General features: G+C 63.3%; 16 protein-coding genes. 2 read left to right on the top strand and 14 right to left on the bottom strand.

Annotated features, from left to right (window positions below; genetic code table 11):
- Positions 1-16: 16 nt before the first annotated feature.
- From KIO76_RS27375 to KIO76_RS27405, 7 genes are all read right to left on the bottom strand, one after another.
- The gene (locus KIO76_RS27375) at positions 17-850 is read right to left on the bottom strand and encodes a carbohydrate ABC transporter permease (RefSeq protein ID WP_213326721.1); all 834 of its coding nucleotides are present in this window, start codon (positions 848-850) and stop codon (positions 17-19) included.
- Positions 847-1,791: a carbohydrate ABC transporter permease gene (locus KIO76_RS27380; RefSeq protein ID WP_213326722.1), complete on the bottom strand. Its 945-nt coding sequence runs from the start codon at positions 1,789-1,791 to the stop codon at positions 847-849. The genes KIO76_RS27375 and KIO76_RS27380 overlap by 4 nt, the downstream gene beginning before the upstream one ends.
- A 13-nt stretch (positions 1,792-1,804) precedes the next feature.
- Positions 1,805-3,160 carry an extracellular solute-binding protein gene (locus tag KIO76_RS27385; protein ID WP_213326723.1) on the bottom strand — a complete coding sequence of 452 codons (1,356 nt, stop codon included), beginning with the start codon at positions 3,158-3,160 and terminating at the stop codon, positions 1,805-1,807.
- A 129-nt stretch (positions 3,161-3,289) separates the two neighbouring features.
- Entirely contained in the window at positions 3,290-4,195 is a 906-nt protein-coding gene (locus KIO76_RS27390; RefSeq protein WP_213326724.1) for a LysR family transcriptional regulator, read from the bottom strand.
- Positions 4,196-4,630: 435 nt separating this feature from the next.
- On the bottom strand, positions 4,631-5,284 hold the full coding sequence (locus KIO76_RS27395) for a cupin domain-containing protein (protein ID WP_213326725.1): 654 nt from the start codon (positions 5,282-5,284) through the stop codon (positions 4,631-4,633).
- On the bottom strand, positions 5,284-6,171 hold the full coding sequence (locus KIO76_RS27400; protein WP_213326726.1) for an alpha/beta hydrolase: 888 nt from the start codon (positions 6,169-6,171) through the stop codon (positions 5,284-5,286). The genes KIO76_RS27395 and KIO76_RS27400 overlap by 1 nt, the downstream gene beginning before the upstream one ends.
- Entirely contained in the window at positions 6,171-7,934 is a 1,764-nt protein-coding gene (locus KIO76_RS27405; protein ID WP_213326727.1) for a thiamine pyrophosphate-binding protein, read from the bottom strand. The genes KIO76_RS27400 and KIO76_RS27405 overlap by 1 nt, the downstream gene beginning before the upstream one ends.
- A 214-nt stretch (positions 7,935-8,148) precedes the next feature.
- On the opposite strand from KIO76_RS27405, the gene KIO76_RS27410 reads away from it, so the two are divergent.
- The gene (locus KIO76_RS27410) at positions 8,149-8,877 is read left to right on the top strand and encodes a FadR/GntR family transcriptional regulator (RefSeq protein WP_249730062.1); all 729 of its coding nucleotides are present in this window, start codon (positions 8,149-8,151) and stop codon (positions 8,875-8,877) included.
- Between the two features lie 2 nt (positions 8,878-8,879).
- On the opposite strand, the gene KIO76_RS27415 is transcribed toward KIO76_RS27410, so the two are convergent.
- The 6 genes from KIO76_RS27415 to KIO76_RS27440 form a co-directional block, all read right to left on the bottom strand.
- Positions 8,880-9,758: an ABC transporter permease gene (locus KIO76_RS27415; RefSeq protein ID WP_213326728.1), complete on the bottom strand. Its 879-nt coding sequence runs from the start codon at positions 9,756-9,758 to the stop codon at positions 8,880-8,882.
- 10 nt (positions 9,759-9,768) lie between these two features.
- The gene (locus KIO76_RS27420; RefSeq protein WP_213326729.1) at positions 9,769-10,713 is read right to left on the bottom strand and encodes an ABC transporter permease; all 945 of its coding nucleotides are present in this window, start codon (positions 10,711-10,713) and stop codon (positions 9,769-9,771) included.
- Positions 10,714-10,777: 64 nt separating this feature from the next.
- Positions 10,778-12,313, bottom strand: coding sequence for an ABC transporter substrate-binding protein (locus KIO76_RS27425; RefSeq protein WP_213326730.1), 1,536 nt, complete (start codon positions 12,311-12,313; stop codon positions 10,778-10,780).
- A gap of 125 nt (positions 12,314-12,438) precedes the next feature.
- A complete protein-coding gene (locus KIO76_RS27430) occupies positions 12,439-12,897 on the bottom strand; it encodes a RidA family protein (RefSeq protein WP_213326731.1) in 459 nt (152 codons plus the stop codon).
- Positions 12,894-13,898, bottom strand: a complete 1,005-nt coding sequence (locus tag KIO76_RS27435; RefSeq protein ID WP_213326732.1) for an NAD-dependent epimerase/dehydratase family protein — start codon at positions 13,896-13,898, stop codon at positions 12,894-12,896. The genes KIO76_RS27430 and KIO76_RS27435 overlap by 4 nt, the downstream gene beginning before the upstream one ends.
- Before the next feature lie 86 nt (positions 13,899-13,984).
- Positions 13,985-15,112, bottom strand: a complete 1,128-nt coding sequence (locus tag KIO76_RS27440) for a mandelate racemase/muconate lactonizing enzyme family protein (RefSeq protein ID WP_249730063.1) — start codon at positions 15,110-15,112, stop codon at positions 13,985-13,987.
- Positions 15,113-15,438: 326 nt separating this feature from the next.
- Here KIO76_RS27440 and ltnD point away from each other — a divergent pair, with 326 nt between their 5' ends.
- Positions 15,439-16,368: an L-threonate dehydrogenase gene (gene ltnD, locus KIO76_RS27445; RefSeq protein WP_213326733.1), complete on the top strand. Its 930-nt coding sequence runs from the start codon at positions 15,439-15,441 to the stop codon at positions 16,366-16,368.
- Between the two features lie 348 nt (positions 16,369-16,716).
- Here the strand turns inward: ltnD and chrA are convergent, their stop codons facing one another.
- Positions 16,717-17,952: a chromate efflux transporter gene (gene chrA / locus KIO76_RS27450; protein WP_291975947.1), complete on the bottom strand. Its 1,236-nt coding sequence runs from the start codon at positions 17,950-17,952 to the stop codon at positions 16,717-16,719.
- Between the last annotated feature and the right edge of the window lie 74 nt (positions 17,953-18,026).

Genomic DNA, 18,026 nt, shown 5'->3' on the forward strand with positions numbered 1-18,026 from the left:
GCGGTCAATCACGGCGTTACTTCACCGCGCCTTGGGTCAGTCCTTTGACAATGTAGCGTTGGCCGATCAGCAGAAGGATGAGTGCCGGGAGGATCGACAGCGCCGCGCTTGCTGCCATCTGCGTGTAGAGAATCTCGAAGTCCTGCGCGAATTTGGCGATTGCGACCGGCACCGTCGCCGTCTGCTTCATGGTGAGATTGAGGGCCACCGCGAATTCGTTCCAGCTGAAGACGAAGGTCAGGACGCCGGTCGCTGCAAGGCCGGGCGCGATGATCGGCAGTACGATCTTGCGCAGCAGCAGCGGCGTGGAGGCTCCATCGATTGCCGCTGCTTCTTCGAGTTCCCGCGGAACCTCTCGCACGAATACGCCCATCAGCCAGAGCGCCATCGGCAGGTTGAGCACGGTATGGGCAAGGATCAGCGCCGTGAAGGTGTTGTCCAGCCCGACCGCCCGCGCCATCGTGAACCAGGCGCCCGCCAGCGCGATCGGCGGGATCATGTGGAACAGGAGTGCCCAGGCGAGGAAAATATGGACGACCCAGCGCGGCCACCGCATGCGATGAAGCGACCAGGCTGCCAGCGTCGCGATCACGAGGCACAACGCCGTGCTGATGATGCCGACGATGAGCGAGTTCCGGTAGTTGACGAGGAAATCGGAGGTTTTGGAGAACAGGACCTCTGTGAAGCTCGTGAGGACCGGGGTGAAGAAGAACTCGCCCGTCAGCAGCGAGATCTGTGTGCGGAAGCCGGCCGCGACGACCCAGACGACGGGCGCGACGACCGCTATCGCCGCTGCAATCAGAAAGACGTGGCTGCCGACGTGGCGGGGCGCAGCAGAACCCGTTCTCATGCGGAAGCCTCCGAACGCCGCCGGGTCGTCAGCGCCAGCACGAGCAAGAGCGAGACAATGAAGATCACGGCGATCGACATCGCAGCGCCATAGCCGACCCGGTCCTCCGTGAAGAAGCGCTGGTAGAGTGTGAAGCTGACGACTTCCGTCGCAGTGCCTGGTCCGCCGCTCGTGAGCAGATAGACCTCGTCGAAGACCTTGAAGGCCAGCACCAGTCGGAAGGCGAAGGTGACGATTATGGCGGGCCACATCATAGGCAGCGTGATGTAGACGAGCTCCTGCCAACCCGACGCGCCGTCGACGCGCGCGGCTTCGTACACGTCCTGCGGAAGGGATTCGAGTCCCGCGAGGAAGAGCAGGAAGCAGAACGGTGTCCAGTGCCAGATATCGACCACAATGACCGAGGCAAGCGCCGTCTCACTCGCGCCGAGCCAGTCGCGAGGATCCATGCCAATCAGGCCGATAGCCTGATTGATGAGGCCGAAGTCGTAGTTCAGCATCAGCTTCCAGATGGCGCCGACGACGATGCCAGGGATGAGGATCGGCAGGATAAAGACGGTGCGATAGAGGATCCGCCCATGGGCGACACGGCTGCAGAGCAGCGCGAGCGCGAAGCCGATCACCATCTGACCGCCGACCGCGCCCACTGCGAAGATGAGCGTGTTGAGAAGGCCCGCGCGAAACAGGGCATCGGCCGGCAGCGCCCTGTAATGCTCGAGGCCCACGGGAGCCCAGGTGGCGGTCCCCTCCGCCCACGTCACATTATAGAAGCTCGTGACGAACAGATTGGCGAGCGGCAAGACGCTCAGCATCAGCATCAGCAACAGCGCCGGACCAAAGGTTGCCCATCGCCAAGTCCGGTCGTCGCCGAGTTTCGCGGGGGTGGAGGATCGCCGCACCGCGACGTCAGGTGCGGCGATTGCGATGCTGCGTGAAGCCATGGGCACACCGGCCTCAGCGCAACGGCGGCAGCTTGCCGGTATTGTAGTTATACTTCGCCATAACAGTCTGGATCTGGTCCGACATGGAGTTGAGCGCCTCGACTGATGTGATCTCGCCCGCGACAGCGCGGTTGAGACCAAGTTCGAGAATGGCAATGACTTCGCTGGCCTCGGGGAACTGGTAGATGTTCACCGCATGCGGCAGGGATTCCGCCAGCGGCTTCATCCAGCGGAATTGCCGTTCTTGAGAAATCGGATCCCGATAAGCTGCGGCGTTGATCGGAATCCCGCCGAGCTTGGCTGTCGCGACCTGCGCTTCCCTGGTCTGGAACCAGCGGAGAAATTCGACGGCCGCGCGCTTGCGATCATCCGGCACGTTGCGCGCGATGCCGCCGAGCCAATGACCCAAGCCTGGTGCGGTCGGCAGGCCGGGAGCATGGGGCGTGGGCGCGAATTCGACCTTGTCTACGACAGCCGATTTGGCTGGATCGTCCATCTGGGACCATGCTGCGATGACCATCATGATATGGGCGGTCTTGCCAGTCACCATGTTCTGGATGACTTCGGCCTGGTCGAGCGAGGCGGTCTTCGGATGACCCGCCTCCTTCGCGAGGCGGACATAATAGTCGAGAGCCGTGCGTCCCTTCTCGTCGTTCAGGACAACGGAATAGTCACCCGCCGCCTGGTCCTTGAAGATCCCGCCGCCGAAGCCATAGAGATAGGGATAGAAGTCGTAGGCGACCGTATGCGGGCCACGCGCGCCGCGTTGGACAATGCCGTACATGCGCGGGGGCTTCTGGAAGTGGCGCGCGTTAGTCTCCAGTTCCGCGAAGGTTTCGGGCGCCTTGAGGCCTGCCTCCTTGTAGAGGTCGCCGCGATAGTAAAGGAGAGGGATCAATGGCGAGATCGGCATGGACATCAACTTGCCGGTCTTCGTCATCGTCTTCTTGACCGGATCAAAATAGATCGTCTCACCTAGCGAGTACACATCCGGATCGAGCTTAAAGCCCGGGTCGATATCGGAGATCGCATCGACGAAGCCGCCGAAGTACATCTCCGCGAACCAGCCGGAGTTCATGATCAGAAGATCATATTGGCCACGCGCCGCGCGCACGGAATTACGCTGCTTCTCTAGAGAGCCCGCGAAGGGATTGACGTCGAGCTCGACCTTGTTGCCCGATTCCTTCTCGTAAAGCTCGACCGTCTTGCGAAAGCTCTCAAACCAGGGCGACTGGTTGATGACGATGGTGAATGGCGAGACAGACGCTGCTCGCGCCCTCCTGGCCGTGGCCAGCGTCGACAGCGCGAATCCGGCACCCGCGCCAGCCAGCATCTCACGACGGTTCAAGAAGCGCTTCTTGTGATTCATGAACATCCTCCCCAACGCGGGCCGGGCGTCTCGCGGCCACTTATTTTGAAGAAGGAGCGTTGCACATCCACGCTATGCGCACAAACAACTTTTAATGCCGCAGCCATAGACGGAGTGAATGGCTAATCGTCAGTTCTCCGGCTCCGCCGCACAGATTGCCTTTAATGCGTCCGCGACGTGCTGCGCGGCGGGAGATAGCCAGCCCCCGCGCCGGATTACGATACCGGCCTCGCGCCTGACAGTAAGGTCGGGTGCGTCTAGCATGGCGAGGTCCTTGCCTTCCCGCGTGACCAGGGTTTTGGACACGGTGAAGGTCAACGCGTCCGAGTGAAGAAGGACGTTGATCAGGAACGCGAGTGAGCCGGTCTCGAGACAACTCGTCGGCGGGGGGAGATCGTGCGTGACGAAGAGGGCGTCGAACCGACGATGGGCGCGCGTGGTGCGCGGCGGCATGACCCAGGGATAGGTGAGAAGATCACGCATGGGTATGCGCCGGCGCCGCGCGAGCGGATGTCCGGCCCGGCAGACCACGCCGAGATTATCCGATGTCAGCGGGATGACCTCGACGTCGCGCCTGTCGTCTGGTGAGGGAAGCTCCGCGACCACGAAATCGAGCTCGCCGTCACGGAGGGAGCGAAACAGGGCTTCGTCGAAACCGCCCTCGACGCGCAGCTGAATGCCGGGATGTTCCCTCATCACTTCCGCCACCGCCAGCGGAAGATTGCGCCGCAGCCAGGCAGGCCCCGCGCCGATCGTAACTGTTCCGAAAGTGCCGCTGCGCAGCGAGGCAATCTCCTGGCTTGCGTCACGGACTTGGACATGTACGGCTTCGGCGTGGCGCAACAAGCGCAAACCGACGTCGGTCAACGCAACGCCACGCGGCAACCGCTCGAACAACTTGACGCCGAGTTCATCCTCCAGAAGCCGAATGCTCTTGGTCAGCGTGGGCTGGGTAATATTGAGCTCTGCGGCAGCGAGCGAGATGTTGCACCGTTGCGCAACACGCAGGAAATATTCAAGCTGCCGCAGGTCCATCGCCCTCTCCGATTGCCTCGGGGGATTTGTAGAGCAATTGCTGGAATGCAGAAATATGGGAGAGCAAGTCCGCCTCTCGCGGACTTAAAAATGGACACGGACGCGTGGGGCCTTGACGGAGGAATATGGGCCAACCAAGCCGGCTTGCTTTCGGCCGGGTTTCCGCCCTGAGGCATCGGATTTCCGCCGTCATTCCGGGGCGGGCCGTAGGCCTGAGACCGGATTCAGGGACCGATATCCTATCCGCAAAAAGCGCTGTTGGACGATCGTCGAATTCAAAATGGTATCTTTTATCGATTCCGGGCTCGCCGCCATGCGGCGCCCCGGAATGATTACGCCACTCTAAGAGGCACGGGGCGCCAACTGGTAAGGCCACCTGCCCCGAGGTGAAAGGGAGCGCGGCTTCAGCCTCGCTCACGGCTTCAGGCATTTGGATCAGGGGCGTGAAATCAGGCGCTCGCCGAACAGACGGCTGGTCACGGCGCGCGGCTTCACGGCATCCTCGGGCGTCGTCGGGACGAACGAACTTTTGCCGCCTTCGAGCTCCGCCGGCAGCACCATGACACGCACGAAGGCGTTATTGCCATCGTTGATATTGGTGCCGATGACCGGATCGTCGCCGGTTTCGAACCATGCCTGGCCCGCCGCGATCCGCTCGACATGGTCGCCGACCTCGGCGATGAGACGCCCGTAGACGAGCCGGCGGATACCCGGGCCGCGGTGGCCGTGCCGCGGCGTGGCTGCGCCTGGTGGCGATTCGATCCGGTCCGCGCGCATGAGCCAGGGACCATCGAACGCGACAGTGAGGGGATGGGAGAGGATGATGCTCTTGTCCCATCTGAAAGCGGCGCCCGTCGGGTCCACTTCATAGATCCAGACACGGCCTTCGCCGCGCAGCCGCGCTTGCCCGTCCAGGAAAAGGCCGTCGTCGGCGGTGCAGGTCCGCGCTCCGCTTGCATCCTCGATGGTGAGCGTCCCTGTCTCGACATAGGCGAAGCGATGGGCGCCAGTGGCCAGTTCCATGGCGGAGCCAGCGAGGTCGTGCTCATAGAGCGTGATCCGCGGAAGCGCGTCGGAGCCTGCGGTCATCATCCTTCTCCGGCGGGGGCGAGCGTCTGGCGCACTACCGCGCGCATGATGGGGCTCTCGGGATCGAGATACTGGTTGATGATGTCGAAGTGGTTGTAGCCTGGAACCACATGGGTCTCCGGGTCTCGCCCATGCCTGTGGAGATGGTGGGCGTAGCGGAACGACTGGTCGATCCAATGCCAGGGTTCGATGCCTCCCGCGAGGATGGTCACCGGGCAGTCGATCACCGGCGTGCGTCGTTCGACATCGTGCCGCGCCGCGATCGCTGCATCGAGATTGAGCTCCGCGTTCACGGTCGTGCGGATGGCCGGAGCGGGATCGTAGATGCCGCTGATCAGTACTGCACCTCTCAGAAAAGTCGGTGCTACGCCGCGCGCGCGCCAGTCAGTTGCGATCACCTCGGCGCCGAGATGCGCACCGGCGGAATGGCCAGAGACCGTGATCGCGTTGGCAGCGCCACCATAGTCCGCTATCGAGCGGTGGGTCCATTCCATTGCCGCGAGAGCGGAAGCGACCACACCGTCAAGGGTCGAAGCCGGGCAAAGTTCGTAGTTGGCGATGACCGTCGTGATGCCGAGCGGCACCAGCGCGCCGGCTATGAAAGCGAAGTTCTCCTTGTCCTGGGCGCGCCAGTAGCCACCGTGGAAGAACACATGCACAGGTGCCGGACCGGCCGATCCCGAAGCTGGATAGACGTCGACCTTATGCAGGGGATGGTCGCCATAGGCGATGTCCCGATGGGAAACCAACTCCTCGCGCGCCTTGCGGTTCGGCACGGCGCGCCCCGCCTGATAGTCCTTGAAATTGGGAAAGGCGTTCTGCGGGTTGTACTGAAACTCGTGCTCGTCGGCGGACAAGGACGACCACAGGCGCGGCGCGTCGGTCATCAGCGGTTCCCCTGGTTGCTTCCTGGAACGGTTGCGGTGGTGGTTTGTGCAGCTTGCCTTTTGAGAGCGGCCGAACGCAATTGCGAGAGGCTCGACCGCACCGAGAGCGCCTCCTGCGGCACGATGAGTTCAATCAAGCCGCCGCTCGGGCTTGCAAGGACCGCCTCGAGAGCCTGCGCGAAGTCCTCGGTCCGCTCTACTCGATGCCCTGCAAGGCCATAGGATCGCGCGAGCATCGCGAAGTCGGGGTTGTGCAGCTCAGTGCCGGAGACACGGGTTGGATATTCCCGCTCCTGATGCATGCGGATCGTTCCATACATGCCGTTGTTGACGACGAGATAGATGATGGGCGCGCCATACTGGACGGCTGTCGCCATCTCCTGGCCGTTCATCAGGAAACAGCCGTCGCCGTTGACCGAGAGAACGGTGCGGCCGGGATAGGTAAGCTTGGCCGCGACCGCTGCTGGCACGCCGTAGCCCATAGCGCCGGAGGTCGGTGCAAGCTGTGAGCGGAAGGCGGAAAAGCGCCAGTACTTATGCACCCAGCCCGTATAGTTGCCTGCGCCGTTCGACACGATGGTGTCACTGGGCAGGACCTCCTGCAGATGTTGAAACACCGCCGTCAGGTCCAGATCGCCCGCATTGGAAAGAGGCGCATAGGTCGCGTCGTGCTCGGCTTTCAGGCTCCGCACCCAGTCCTGCCGGTCCGCGGCGCCCGCAGTTGCGTCAAGGACAGCGACCGCGGCCGCGAAGGGCGCAAGACCCGCATTGATCGGCAGATCGGCCTGATAGACCCGGCCGAGTTCCTCAGGGTCGGCATGAATATGCACGAGCTTCTGGCGTGTCCGCGGCACGGTCAGCAGGCGATAACCGGCCGTGGTCATCTCGCCCAATCGTGTGCCAAAGGCGACGACAAGATCGGCCTCTCCCAGCCGCTTGACCAGCTGCGGCTCGGCGCCGATACCGAAGTGGCCGACATAGAGCGGGTGGGTGTTGGGCACGTAGTCCTGGCAGCGCAGGGAGGCGGCGATCGGCAGCTGAGCCCGTTCGGCGAACGCGAGAAGGTGGTCGCGTGCATCGGTCGTCCACCCCCCGCCGCCCAGAATCATCATCGGGCGCTTGGCTTCAGTGAGGAGCGCGGCAAAAGCTGCGATCTGGTCTGGCCGCGGCGCGGCTGCAAGGGGATCCGCGCGCAAGCCCGCGTCGGGGGGGACTGCGACCTCCTCGCTCAGCATGTCCTCCGGCAGGACGAGGACGACGGGTCCCGGGCGGCCGGCCATTGCCGTCTGGAAGGCGCGGTGAATATATTCCGGGATGCGCCGCGGGTCGTCGATCTCCGCCGCCCATTTAGCGAGCGGGCGGAACATGGCGACGAGGTCCACTTCCTGGAAGCCTTCGCGATCCTTGAAGCCGCGCGCCACCTGGCCAATAAACAGGACCATCGGGGTCGAGTCTTGGAATGCGGTATGCACGCCAATCGAGGCATTGGTTGCGCCCGGCCCCCGCGTGACGAAGCAGACGCCCGGCCGGCCGGTGAGCTTGCCGTACGCGTCGGCCATATTGGCCGCGCCGCCTTCCTGGCGGCAAACGACCAATTGCACCTCATCGGCAACACCATGAAGTGCGTCGAGCACCGCAAGATAGCTCTCGCCCGGCACGCAGAAGACCCGGTCAACCGCCTGACGGCGCAGGCAATCCACCAAGATCTCGGCGCCGGAACGGCTTGCTGCCCCACCTTCTGTCGCAGCGACTTCAGCCGTCATGAGCGTCTCCTTGCATGGGCTCGATTTGGGAGGATGTCGGATGAACCAATCCGATACCAATTATTGTCCAATTCCGATCCAATTTACAACCCCTTCGACACCAAGTCGACGACCAACACTTGCGCGCTGCGGGCATTTAGCGGCATGGTACCAAGGCGCCCAATTACTTCTCGGCCCAGTCCCCGTCCTGGCGCGTCAGACAGAGGAAAGAGACTTGCTCGATACCGCCGTTTCCAGCCAGGACCAGATGTCGCCCCCGACAGTTGGCGTCCGTGCCCGATCCGAGGTGGAGTCGCGCGCGCTCTATACGCGCATCAAGTCGTCGATCACCGAGGGGCGCTTCCCGCCGGGGGCGCAGCTGCCTACGGAGCGCGCGCTCTCCATGGAATATCGCGTCGCCCGCAACACCGTGCGCAAGACGATGGCGCAGTTGATGCAGGAAGGCCTGATCGTGAGGGAGGTGGGCCGGGGCACCTTCGTGACCGATGCGAAGCCCGCAGGCGCGTCGCCCGCCGAGCCGGAATTCTCCCTGCCGGAGCTGTTCGAGGCGCGTCTCCTGTTTGAGCCAGCCCTCGTCGATCTCGTCGTCGAGCGGGCCACCGAGGCGGATTTCGCGGCCTTCGACGCGGCGCTCGCCGACATGAAGGCCGCAGATACCTGGATCGCCTACAAGGAAGCGAAATACGCCCTGCACCTGGCGATCGCGCGCGCCTCGCTCAACCGGTTCGTAGCGCGTGTGCTCGAGATGATCATCGCCTCGCGCAGGGCGGCCGGCTGGGGCCGCCCGGGCGGACATCCCGGCCCGCTTGCCCTTGTTCGCGAAACGGCCTGCCGCGACAATGCGGCGATCATCGCGGCCCTGCGCGCCAGAGATGCGGCGCGGGCCCGGGAACTCATGCGCGACTATCTCGTGCGCACGCTCTATTCCGTCTCCGGCGCCTGACATCAGCGGCGATCGGAGCTGCGCTGCAGCGCACGTCCCGTCAGCATCAGCGCGAAGGCGGTGATCAGCACGGCAATGCCCGGGAAGAGCGAGATCCAAGGGGCAAGCAGGATCGTATCCTTGCCCTGCTGGAGGATTGCGCCCCAGTCGGGCGTCGGCGGCTGCACGCCAAGGCCAAGGAAGCCAAGCGCTGCCTGGATCTGCAGGACGAGCGGGAACAGCACCATGTACTGCATCAGCACAAGCGGCAGGACATTGCGCAGAACGTGCCGATAGAGCACCGTGATCTCGTTGAGACCCACGCAACGCGCCGCTTCCACATAGGTCTTGCCCGCTTCTCCCAGCGCGCCCGACCGGGCGATGCGGAAGAACATCGGCACGTGGATGATGCTGAGCGCCAGGATCAGGTTCGAGGTGGCCGGGCCGAGCACGCCGGTGATAATCACGCCAAGAATGATGGGCGGGAAGCTCAGCACGACATCAACGACGCGGCCAAGGATCTGGTCTATCCAGCCCCCAAAGAATCCAGACAGCGCACCGACGAGCCCGCCAACCAGCGCCGCGATCAGAAGGGAGCCGGCGCAGATCAGCAGCGTGACCCGTGCCCCATAGATGACACGAGCGAAGACATCGCGGCCCGTATCGTCCGTGCCGAAGAGATGCGCGGCGGACGGCGGCTGCAGGGCGTCATCGATATTGATGGTGTAGGGCGATTGCGCGGTGAAGAGGCCGGGCGCGACCACGATGACGAGGAGCAGCGCCATCACGGCAAGGCCGCAGAGAAGGCCGGGCTCGCGCTTGAGGCGGCGGAGGAACTTGACGATACCGCTCGTTTCGCGGGGAGCTGTCGCGGCGGCGAGGGGCGATGAGATATGGGACATGTCGCTGACCTCAGGACAACCGCACGCGGGGATCGATGACGCTGTAAAGCAGGTCGATGATCAGGTTGACGGCCATCGCCGTTACGACGACCACCAGCAGCGCGCCCTGCAGCATGGGATAATCGCGTGTTTCGATCGCGCTGATGAGTAGGCGACCGAGCCCCGGAATCGAGAAAAGCGTCTCCACGATCACCACGCCGCCGAGGATCTGAACGAGGACCAGGCCCATGAAGGTGATGAGCGGTATGAGAATGTTCTTGAGAATATGCTTGAAGAACAGGATGCGGATCGTCACGCCCTTGGCGCGGGCGGTGCGCACATAATCCTGGTTCAGCGACGTCACGACATTTTGTCGCACGAACTGGCTGTAGGCGGCCGCCTGCAGCAATCCGAGCGACAGGATAGGTAGCATCAGAATCGACAGGTTCTCCCATAGCGATTCTGTGGGCGACGTATAGATCAGCGGCGGGGACCAGCCGGCGAAGGATGACACCGCGACGAGCAGCATCAGCCCCGTCCAGAATACCGGCGCGGCGAGGCCGAGAAGGTTGAAGATCTGGATGAGGTTGTCCGGCCAACGTCCCTCATAAATACCGGAAATGATGCCGAGCGGAACGCCGACGATGGTGGCGAGCGCGAGCGTCAGCAGGCCGATTTCCAACGTCACGAGGAAGGCGTCGAACACAGCCGGGCCAACTGCTCTGCCCCCGGTCCAACTGATGCCGAGATCGCCCGAAAGGGCGGCGCTGATCCAGCGCCCATATTGGATCCACACCGGCTGGTCGAGGCCAAGGAAGCCTCGGAGAGAGGCGGCGGCCTGCGGGTCGCTGACCTGGCCTAGCATCTGCGCGACCACATCCCCCGGGACCGCCCGGACGATGAGGAAAACAGCAATCGAGGCGACGAAGGCCGTGACGGCCGACGCCGCCAGTCGCCGGGCGAGATAACCACCCATCGAAAATTTCTCCGCGGCGGGGACGCGGCACCAAGGCTTGAATGCCAGGTACCGCGTCGCGCCGTTACTTCTTGATGTAGGCGCGCGCGAGACCGAAGAACCAGCCGGTCGGGTGCTGCTGGTAGTTCATGACATTCTCATTGCGCACGCTGACGTGATCGGCACTGAAGAGCATGACGGTCGGCACGGAGTCGGCAAGGATCTTCTGGAAGTCCACGTAAATCGTCTTGCGCTTGGCCTGGTCCGTCTCACCCAGCCCCTGGTCGAGGAGCGCGCTTGCCTCTGCGTTGTTCCAGTTGCGGAAATCCGCGCCTTCCGGGGCTTTGTGGAAGTGACGATAGAACAGGAGATGCGGATCAGGCTGGGTGGCCCAGTCGTTGAAGGTGAAGCCCATCTGCTTCGACTGGAAGTTCTTGATCCAGACGCCGAGATCGACGCGCTGGATGTTGAGATTGATCCCGGCGCGGGCGAGCTGCTGCTTCATCGTGACAGCGGCCGGATCCATCCAGTCATAGCCGTTGATGGTCGTCAGCGTCAGGTTGAGGTTGCTGTGGCCGGCCTCCGCGAGGAGCTTCTTGGCCTTCTCGATATCAACCTTCTGGTTCGCGAGCTGGTCGAGCGGTGCACCCCAGGCGTCCTGCATAGCCGGAACCATGGTGCCGATGACCTTGCCGTAGCCGCCGACCGAGGCCCTCATGATCTCGTCCTTGTCAATCGATAGGGCGATTGCCTGACGCACGCGCGGGTCTCCGAGCGGCGACAGCTCGGAGCCGAGATCGAGCGCCTTCTGGTTGAGAGATGGCCAGCGCTCCATGACGAGCCCCGGCGCTTTCACGACCTGCTGGATATCCTGCGGGCGCGTCAGCAGAGCGAGGTCCACACGCTTGTTGCGCAGGGCGACGATCAAGCTCGCACTATTCGGAATGAACAGGATGTTGATGCGGTCGAGATAAGGCGCGCCTTCTTCCCAATAGGCGTCGTTCTTCACCAGAGCCAGATGGCTGTTGGGCTTGAACTCGGCGAGCTTGTAAGGCCCGGTACCCACGCTCTTGGTGTTGAAGGCCTGCTTGGCGTCGGCAGCATCGAAGTATCCTGCCGGAACGACGCCGCCGTATTTGTTGCCGAGCGTCATCGGCAGAGCGCCGTTAGGCTTCGACAGGGTGATGCGCACGGTGCCGTCATCGACCGCGTCGATCGACGAAATCAGAGTGAGGTCGCCCGCGCCCGGCGAGCCGTTCTTCGGATCTCGAAGGTAGTTGTAGCTATAGGCCACATCCTTCGCGGTCATGGGCTGGCCGGTGTGAAACTTGACGCCTTCCCGCAGTTTGATGGTGTAGACGAGCCCGTCCGGCGAGACCTCATATCCGCTGGCGAGCAACGGCATTGCCTCGCCGGTCTCGGATTCGTAGAACAGACCCTGGTACATCAGCACCGTGAAACGGATACGTCCGTCAGCGGCTTGATGGTATGGATCAAGGCCGGGAGGCTCGACGAGCGAGCCAAAGGTCAGGGTGCCGCCCTTGACCGCATCGGCGGCTTTCGGCCCATAGAGGTCGGCCGTTGCGGCTCGCGCCGGCAGCGATGCTAATGTCAACGCCATCGCGGCAGCGAGAGCGTGAACCGCCCCTCGCCACGGGCGCCGTCTGTTTCCAGACGGAAGAATTCCCGCAATCATTGCTTCTTTCTCCTCTGATTATGCTTTGACGATCGTTCGTTGGGCAGAACTCAATCCGTGTAGCTCGCGATGAATTCAATCTCGACCGCAGCATTACGCGGCAGCTCGGCGACGCCGACCGCCGCACGGGCGTGGCGGCCCGCGTCGCCGAAAATGGCGACGAGCAGGTCCGACGCCGCGTCGAGAACCTTGGGCTGCGCATTGAAGCCGGGCGCGGAGGCGACGTAGCCGTTGACCTTCAAGATGCGGTCGACGCGGTTGAGATCGCCCAGCGCCTCCGCCAGGCAGGCGAGCCCCTGCAGGATGCAGATGCGCGCCTCTTCACGGGCGGTCTCCAGGCTCACTTCGGCACCGACCTTGCCGAACACCCGCACCTCGCCATCGACCTTCGGCATCTGGCCGCTGACATAGGCGATGCCGTTATGGAGCGTGACGGCCGCATAATTAAAGGACGGCTTCGCGGGTTCGGGCAGGGTAAGCCCGAGGCTTGCCAGTTTCTGCGCGATCATGAGGGCTCCGTGGATGATGATGTCGCGACGGCTCTCCCGCCTTTCGCCATGTCGGTGACGAGGCCGGGAAGGTCGAAGGCCGGCGTGAAACCCGTATCGCGGCGGAAGCGGGCATCGCTGATGAGCGGGAAGAGCATCGCCGGTTCGGTCACGTCCAGCGCGACCTCGAGGCCCGGCGCCTCTTTTTCGACGGCAGCGGCTATGTCCCGCACCGAGGCGGTGAAGCCATTGATATTATAGATTGTTTCCAGCGGTTTCGGCGCCGTCAGGACCGCGAGGCAAGCCGCGGCGACGTCGCTGACGTGCATCAGGTCGATCGGGCGGTCATGGAAGGCGACGTGATGCGTGCCGCCACGATTGCCGGCCCGGAGAAGTTCGGCAAGAGCCGCCGCCGCGCCATTGTACCAGAGGCCCGGCCCGAGAATGAGCGGCAGCCTAAGACCCGTGATCGACAGACCATGTCGCAGCGCCGCGAAATCGGCGACCTCCTCGGCGATGTGCTTGGTGAGGCCATAGACCGTGCGGGGGCGTTTGGGCGCATCCTCATCGACAGGTTCGGAGGCATAGTCGCCGGCTGGTCCATAGACGACCGTCGAGCTGGTCCAGACGAGACGCTGGATGCCGGCCTCCGCGACCGCCGCGATGAGATGCCTGAAGCCGTCGACATTGATGGCAAAGGCCTTATCGCTGTCGCTCTCGCCGGATCGCATGAGGCCCTGATCGCCCGCGCCAAAGGCCGCGCAGGAGACGAGCGCGGCGGGCTTCACAGTGGCGAGCATGTCGCGCAGCAGAGCCCGATCCTCTAGGCTGCCGACGGTTTCACCAAATTGGCCGACCTTGTCAGCAAGAAGGTCTGCCGCCATTGCCGGACCAAAGACATGCGGCTTGTAGCCCTTGGCGATGAGCGCCCGGACCACATGCGAGCCGACGAAGCCGCGGCCGCCGACCACGACGACGCTGGCTCCGGGTGCGATGGGTGGAATGTTCGGCTGTGAGGTCATCGCAACTCTTATGGTCTTCGAAGAAGAGAGCAGTCGGCCTGTCTGCCGGACGCGAGAAGGCCCGAACGGGCAGAACTTCGGTGCCGCTACTGCGTGAACCGGTTGACGGCGTCCCAATTGAGGCTGACGCCAAGGCCAGGAGCGGTCGGCACCGCGAGCCCGCCATCGACCGCGACCAGCGGCTCCGTCAGGATGCTCTCGCGCAAGGGGTTCTCCCCGACGTCATACTCGACCAATGTAGGCCAGGGGGCGTTTTGCCCATGCGGATAGGGCGAACGCGACGCGACGTAATGGACCCCGGCCGCGAGCCCAATTCCCGAGCCCCAGACATGGGGGGACAATCTGAGATGGTTTGCTTCGCCGAGGTCTGCGATGCGCCGGCCTTGCCAGAAGCCGCCACACAAAGAGAGATCCGGCTGCAGCACGTCGACAGCGTGCCGATCGCTCAACCTCTTGAAGTCGAAGATCGTATAAAGGGCCTCTCCAGTAGCGATAGGAACCGGGCTCGCGCGCTGCAGGATCTCATACCCATCGATATCCTGCGGCGTGAGAGGCTCCTCGACCCAGGCGATCCGGTAGGGTGCGAGGCGAGCGATCGACGCTTTGGCGAGATCCAGGGTGTAATTGGAGTTGATGTCGACCATGATGTCGACCTTCTCACCGAGTATGTGACGCGCGGTGCGGACGCGCGCTTCATCGGAATCCGGGCCGAGACCGATCTTGATTTTCACCGCCTTGTGACCGGCGGCCGCCATGGCCTCGATCTGGGGCGCGAAATCCTCGTCCGAATTGTCCGTGATGTAGCCGCCGGAGGCATAAACAGGCACGGTTTCACTGCCCCGGCCACCGATGAGTTGGCAGACGGGCAAACCCACGACCTGACCCAGAGCGTCCTTGGCGGCCATGTCGATACCGCTGATTGAGCCCATCAACTGGTTCTGGACGCCGAAGTGATAGTGGCGCGCAATGATCCGCGTGAAGACCAGCTCCACATCCGCGACGTGGGCTCCGACCAGATAATCCTTCAGGAGTGGCAGATAGGCGAGATTGATCGCTGGCATGCCCCAGGCCTCACCAATGCCGCTGACACCCGCATCCGTTTCCACAACCACCAGGGTTGTCTGCCGCGCACTCGCCAGCGATTTCGCCATGCCATAGGGCTTCGGGAGCGGGCAGGAGAGCGGGATGAAGCGGATATCTCGAATGCGCGCCAATGCGATCTCCTCTCGCAACTCCCGAACTGCGTCGCAGCGCAGGGGATCCGCAAACCAATTACAACCAATAGCGGACTTTCCGTGAGCCAATGTCACCAGTTTCACAGGCTTCGTCAAGCGGTCGCGATAAAATCCTCACCGTTGGGTGACGGCTTGTTTCATCATGCCGACTGGAACGCGGACATCCCTTCGGGGTCGCTCGCCACGCATGAGTGAGGCCAATTTCCGCGCCGGCGGAGGCCAGCCGTCTTGGAAGCGGAGCGCCATCATCTGGACAGTTCGCCGGGCGCCCCTATCATGCCGGACATCGGGAGGAGCGGCCAGTCATGACCGGGCGAAATGTAGAGCAATCAGGACGGCGAGTTGCCGTGATCGGGCTGGGGTCGATGGGCTACGGCATGGCATCGACACTGCTGCGCGAAGGGTTCGATGTCGTCGGCTTCGACGTCAGTTCAGAGGTCCTGTCACGCTTCGCGCAGGAGGGCGGCCGCAGCGCGGCAAGCCCCGCCGAAGCGGTCGCGGGTGCGGCGATTGTCGTCTGCGTGGTGGTCAATGCCGGCCAAACCCACGACGTCCTTTTTGGTCCCGGGGGCTGTCTCGAGGTGATGGAGCAAGACGCTGTCTTTCTGTCCTGCGCCACGCTTGCACCGGAAGAGGCGCGGGCCTTCGCCGGAGAGGTGACGGCGGCCGGCCGCGCTTATCTCGATGCGCCGATCAGTGGGGGCGCGCAGCGTGCGGCTACCGGAGATCTCACAATCCTGGTTTCGGGTTCCGGCACGGCGTTGAACGCTGCCCGTCCGGTTCTGGATGCCATGGCAGAGCGGGTCTATGAACTCGGCGAAGCGGTCGGCGATGCGTCGGCGTTCAAAATCGTGAACCAATTGCTTGCGGGCGTGCATATTGCAGCGGCCTGCGAGGCCATGGCCTTTGCCGCCGCCCAGAATCTGGATTTGCGTCGGGTCTATGAAGTCATCACCCATTCTGCGGGCAATTCGTGGATGTTCGAGAACCGCATGCCCCACGTGCTCGATAGTGACTACAGGCCGCGCAGCATGGTGGATATCTTCGTGAAAGATCTCGGCATCGTCGCGGATATCGCCCGCAAGGGCCGCATTCCAGTGCCTGTCGCCAGCGCCGCTCTGCAGCTCTTCCTGATGACCTCGGCTGCCGGCATGGGACGGGATGATGATGCCTCGGTCGCGCGTCTGTTTGAACGCATCAACGGCGTGCCGGTGACGGGCAACTCGAAAGAATAGATCGCGTCTCATCAGTCCGCCTGTCACTAAGGTTCATGGTGTCGGCCCTTCTTGATGTGTAGTGTGCGGCTAAGGACCAAAATGAGAAACTGATCTAGATGGGTGGACGAAACGCGACACGGGAGGCTTTCGATACGGCGCTTTGTCATCTCGGTGACATCGAGCTCACGATCGAGCGCCACCGCCATCTGGTCCAGCGGTTACGCGCGGCCGGTTGCTCCACGCAATTTGCCGAGGCTTTGCTATACCGCTTCGAGCGCATTCGGGCAGAACAGGCACATATGCTCGTCCGGCTGAGCACCCCTGACATGTGCTTATCATTGGAATAGGTTCGGCCCCACCGGCTCCTTATACGTGCAGGTGAGCCATCGTCGCGCTCACTGCCGCCCCCATGAGTACGATGATCCATGGCGGCAATCTGTACCGGATGAGCAGCACGCCATAAGCGAGTGCGAGGGCAGCGGACGCCCAGCCAGTTATGGCAGCGGTGGCAATGGGGCTGACGAGCGCCGCGGCGAGAATCCCAACGACAGCAGCATTTACCCCGTGGAGAGCGGCCTGAACATGCGGGCGCGTTCGGAAGAGGTTCCAAAAGGGCGCAATTCCGCCGACCAGTAGAAAGCCTGGAAGAAAAATCGCGACCAGGGCAAGTATTGCTCCTGCCAAACCGGTTGGCGGAACATCCAGCGACATGCCGAGATAGGCGGCGAAGGTAAAGAGCGGCCCCGGCACCGCCTGGGCAGCTGCGTAGCCCGCGATGAATTCCGACGGGTTGATCCAGCCCGGCTCGACGACGCGCGCTTCCAGAAGCGGCAGCACGACGTGCCCTCCACCAAAGACCAGCGCTCCCGAGCGGTAGAAGGCATCGAACATGGCAAGCGCATGAGATGCGGTCAGATGAGCAATGAGCGGCGTGGCGAGGAGGAGAAGCAGGAAGAGAAAGATGGCCGTGCCACCGGCCTGGCGCGACACCGGCAGGGCGACGACTCCCGCGGAGGTCGCACCCAGGCGCCGGCAAAGGGCAAGACCCGCTATGGCGCCGGCAGCCAGCGCAACGATCTGGCCGAGGGATCCCGCCGCAAGAGCTGCGACAACGCCTGCCGCGAACGCAATCGCGGCGCGGCGAATGTCGGGGCACAAGGTGAGCGCCATGCCCCATACGGCTTGCGCCACGACAGCGACCGCGACGAGCTTCAGTCCTGCGAGAACGCCGGTGGCCACCGGGCCCCCCAGCCGGTCGGCACCGGCCGCGAAGGCCATCATGGCAAGCGCTGACGGCAGGGTGAACCCGAGCCACGCCAGCAAGGCTCCCGGCCCACCGCCCCGTAGGAGCCCAAGCGCGAACCCGACCTGGCTCGATGTCGGACCTGGCAGAAACTGGCAGAGGCCGACGATGTCCGCGTAGTCCTTCTCGGATAGCCAGGCGCGCCGCTGCACGAACTCGTTGCGGAAGTAGCCGAGATGGGCGATGGGACCGCCGAATGACGTGCAGCCGAGCTTCAGGAAGGCGGTAAAGACTTCCAGGACTCGCTCCCGAGGCGTCCGGTCGTCCGCTTGTCCTATGTCCACGTTGCTCTTGTCCACCGTGCTGTCCAGACTATCAGGGGGCTAGCAGCTGTGTACGACAAACGCATGGCGTGCAAGGGCAATGCCGGCTG

It is taken from the genome of Chelatococcus sp. YT9, from assembly GCF_018398315.1.
Classification (GTDB): Bacteria; Pseudomonadota; Alphaproteobacteria; order Rhizobiales; family Beijerinckiaceae; genus Chelatococcus.

What these genes read in the sequence shown, in the direction of transcription:
- KIO76_RS27375 (WP_213326721.1), bottom strand. Translation starts at nt 850, where the DNA reads ATGAGAACGGGTTCTGCTGCGCCCCGCCACGTCGGCAGCCACGTCTTT.
- KIO76_RS27380 (WP_213326722.1), bottom strand. Translation starts at nt 1,791, where the DNA reads ATGGCTTCACGCAGCATCGCAATCGCCGCACCTGACGTCGCGGTGCGG.
- KIO76_RS27385 (WP_213326723.1), bottom strand. Translation starts at nt 3,160, where the DNA reads ATGAATCACAAGAAGCGCTTCTTGAACCGTCGTGAGATGCTGGCTGGC.
- KIO76_RS27390 (WP_213326724.1), bottom strand. Translation starts at nt 4,195, where the DNA reads ATGGACCTGCGGCAGCTTGAATATTTCCTGCGTGTTGCGCAACGGTGC.
- KIO76_RS27395 (WP_213326725.1), bottom strand. Translation starts at nt 5,284, where the DNA reads ATGACCGCAGGCTCCGACGCGCTTCCGCGGATCACGCTCTATGAGCAC.
- KIO76_RS27400 (WP_213326726.1), bottom strand. Translation starts at nt 6,171, where the DNA reads ATGACCGACGCGCCGCGCCTGTGGTCGTCCTTGTCCGCCGACGAGCAC.
- KIO76_RS27405 (WP_213326727.1), bottom strand. Translation starts at nt 7,934, where the DNA reads ATGACGGCTGAAGTCGCTGCGACAGAAGGTGGGGCAGCAAGCCGTTCC.
- KIO76_RS27415 (WP_213326728.1), bottom strand. Translation starts at nt 9,758, where the DNA reads ATGTCCCATATCTCATCGCCCCTCGCCGCCGCGACAGCTCCCCGCGAA.
- KIO76_RS27420 (WP_213326729.1), bottom strand. Translation starts at nt 10,713, where the DNA reads ATGGGTGGTTATCTCGCCCGGCGACTGGCGGCGTCGGCCGTCACGGCC.
- KIO76_RS27425 (WP_213326730.1), bottom strand. Translation starts at nt 12,313, where the DNA reads ATGGCGTTGACATTAGCATCGCTGCCGGCGCGAGCCGCAACGGCCGAC.
- KIO76_RS27430 (WP_213326731.1), bottom strand. Translation starts at nt 12,897, where the DNA reads ATGATCGCGCAGAAACTGGCAAGCCTCGGGCTTACCCTGCCCGAACCC.
- KIO76_RS27435 (WP_213326732.1), bottom strand. Translation starts at nt 13,898, where the DNA reads ATGACCTCACAGCCGAACATTCCACCCATCGCACCCGGAGCCAGCGTC.
- ltnD (WP_213326733.1), top strand. Translation starts at nt 15,439, where the DNA reads ATGACCGGGCGAAATGTAGAGCAATCAGGACGGCGAGTTGCCGTGATC.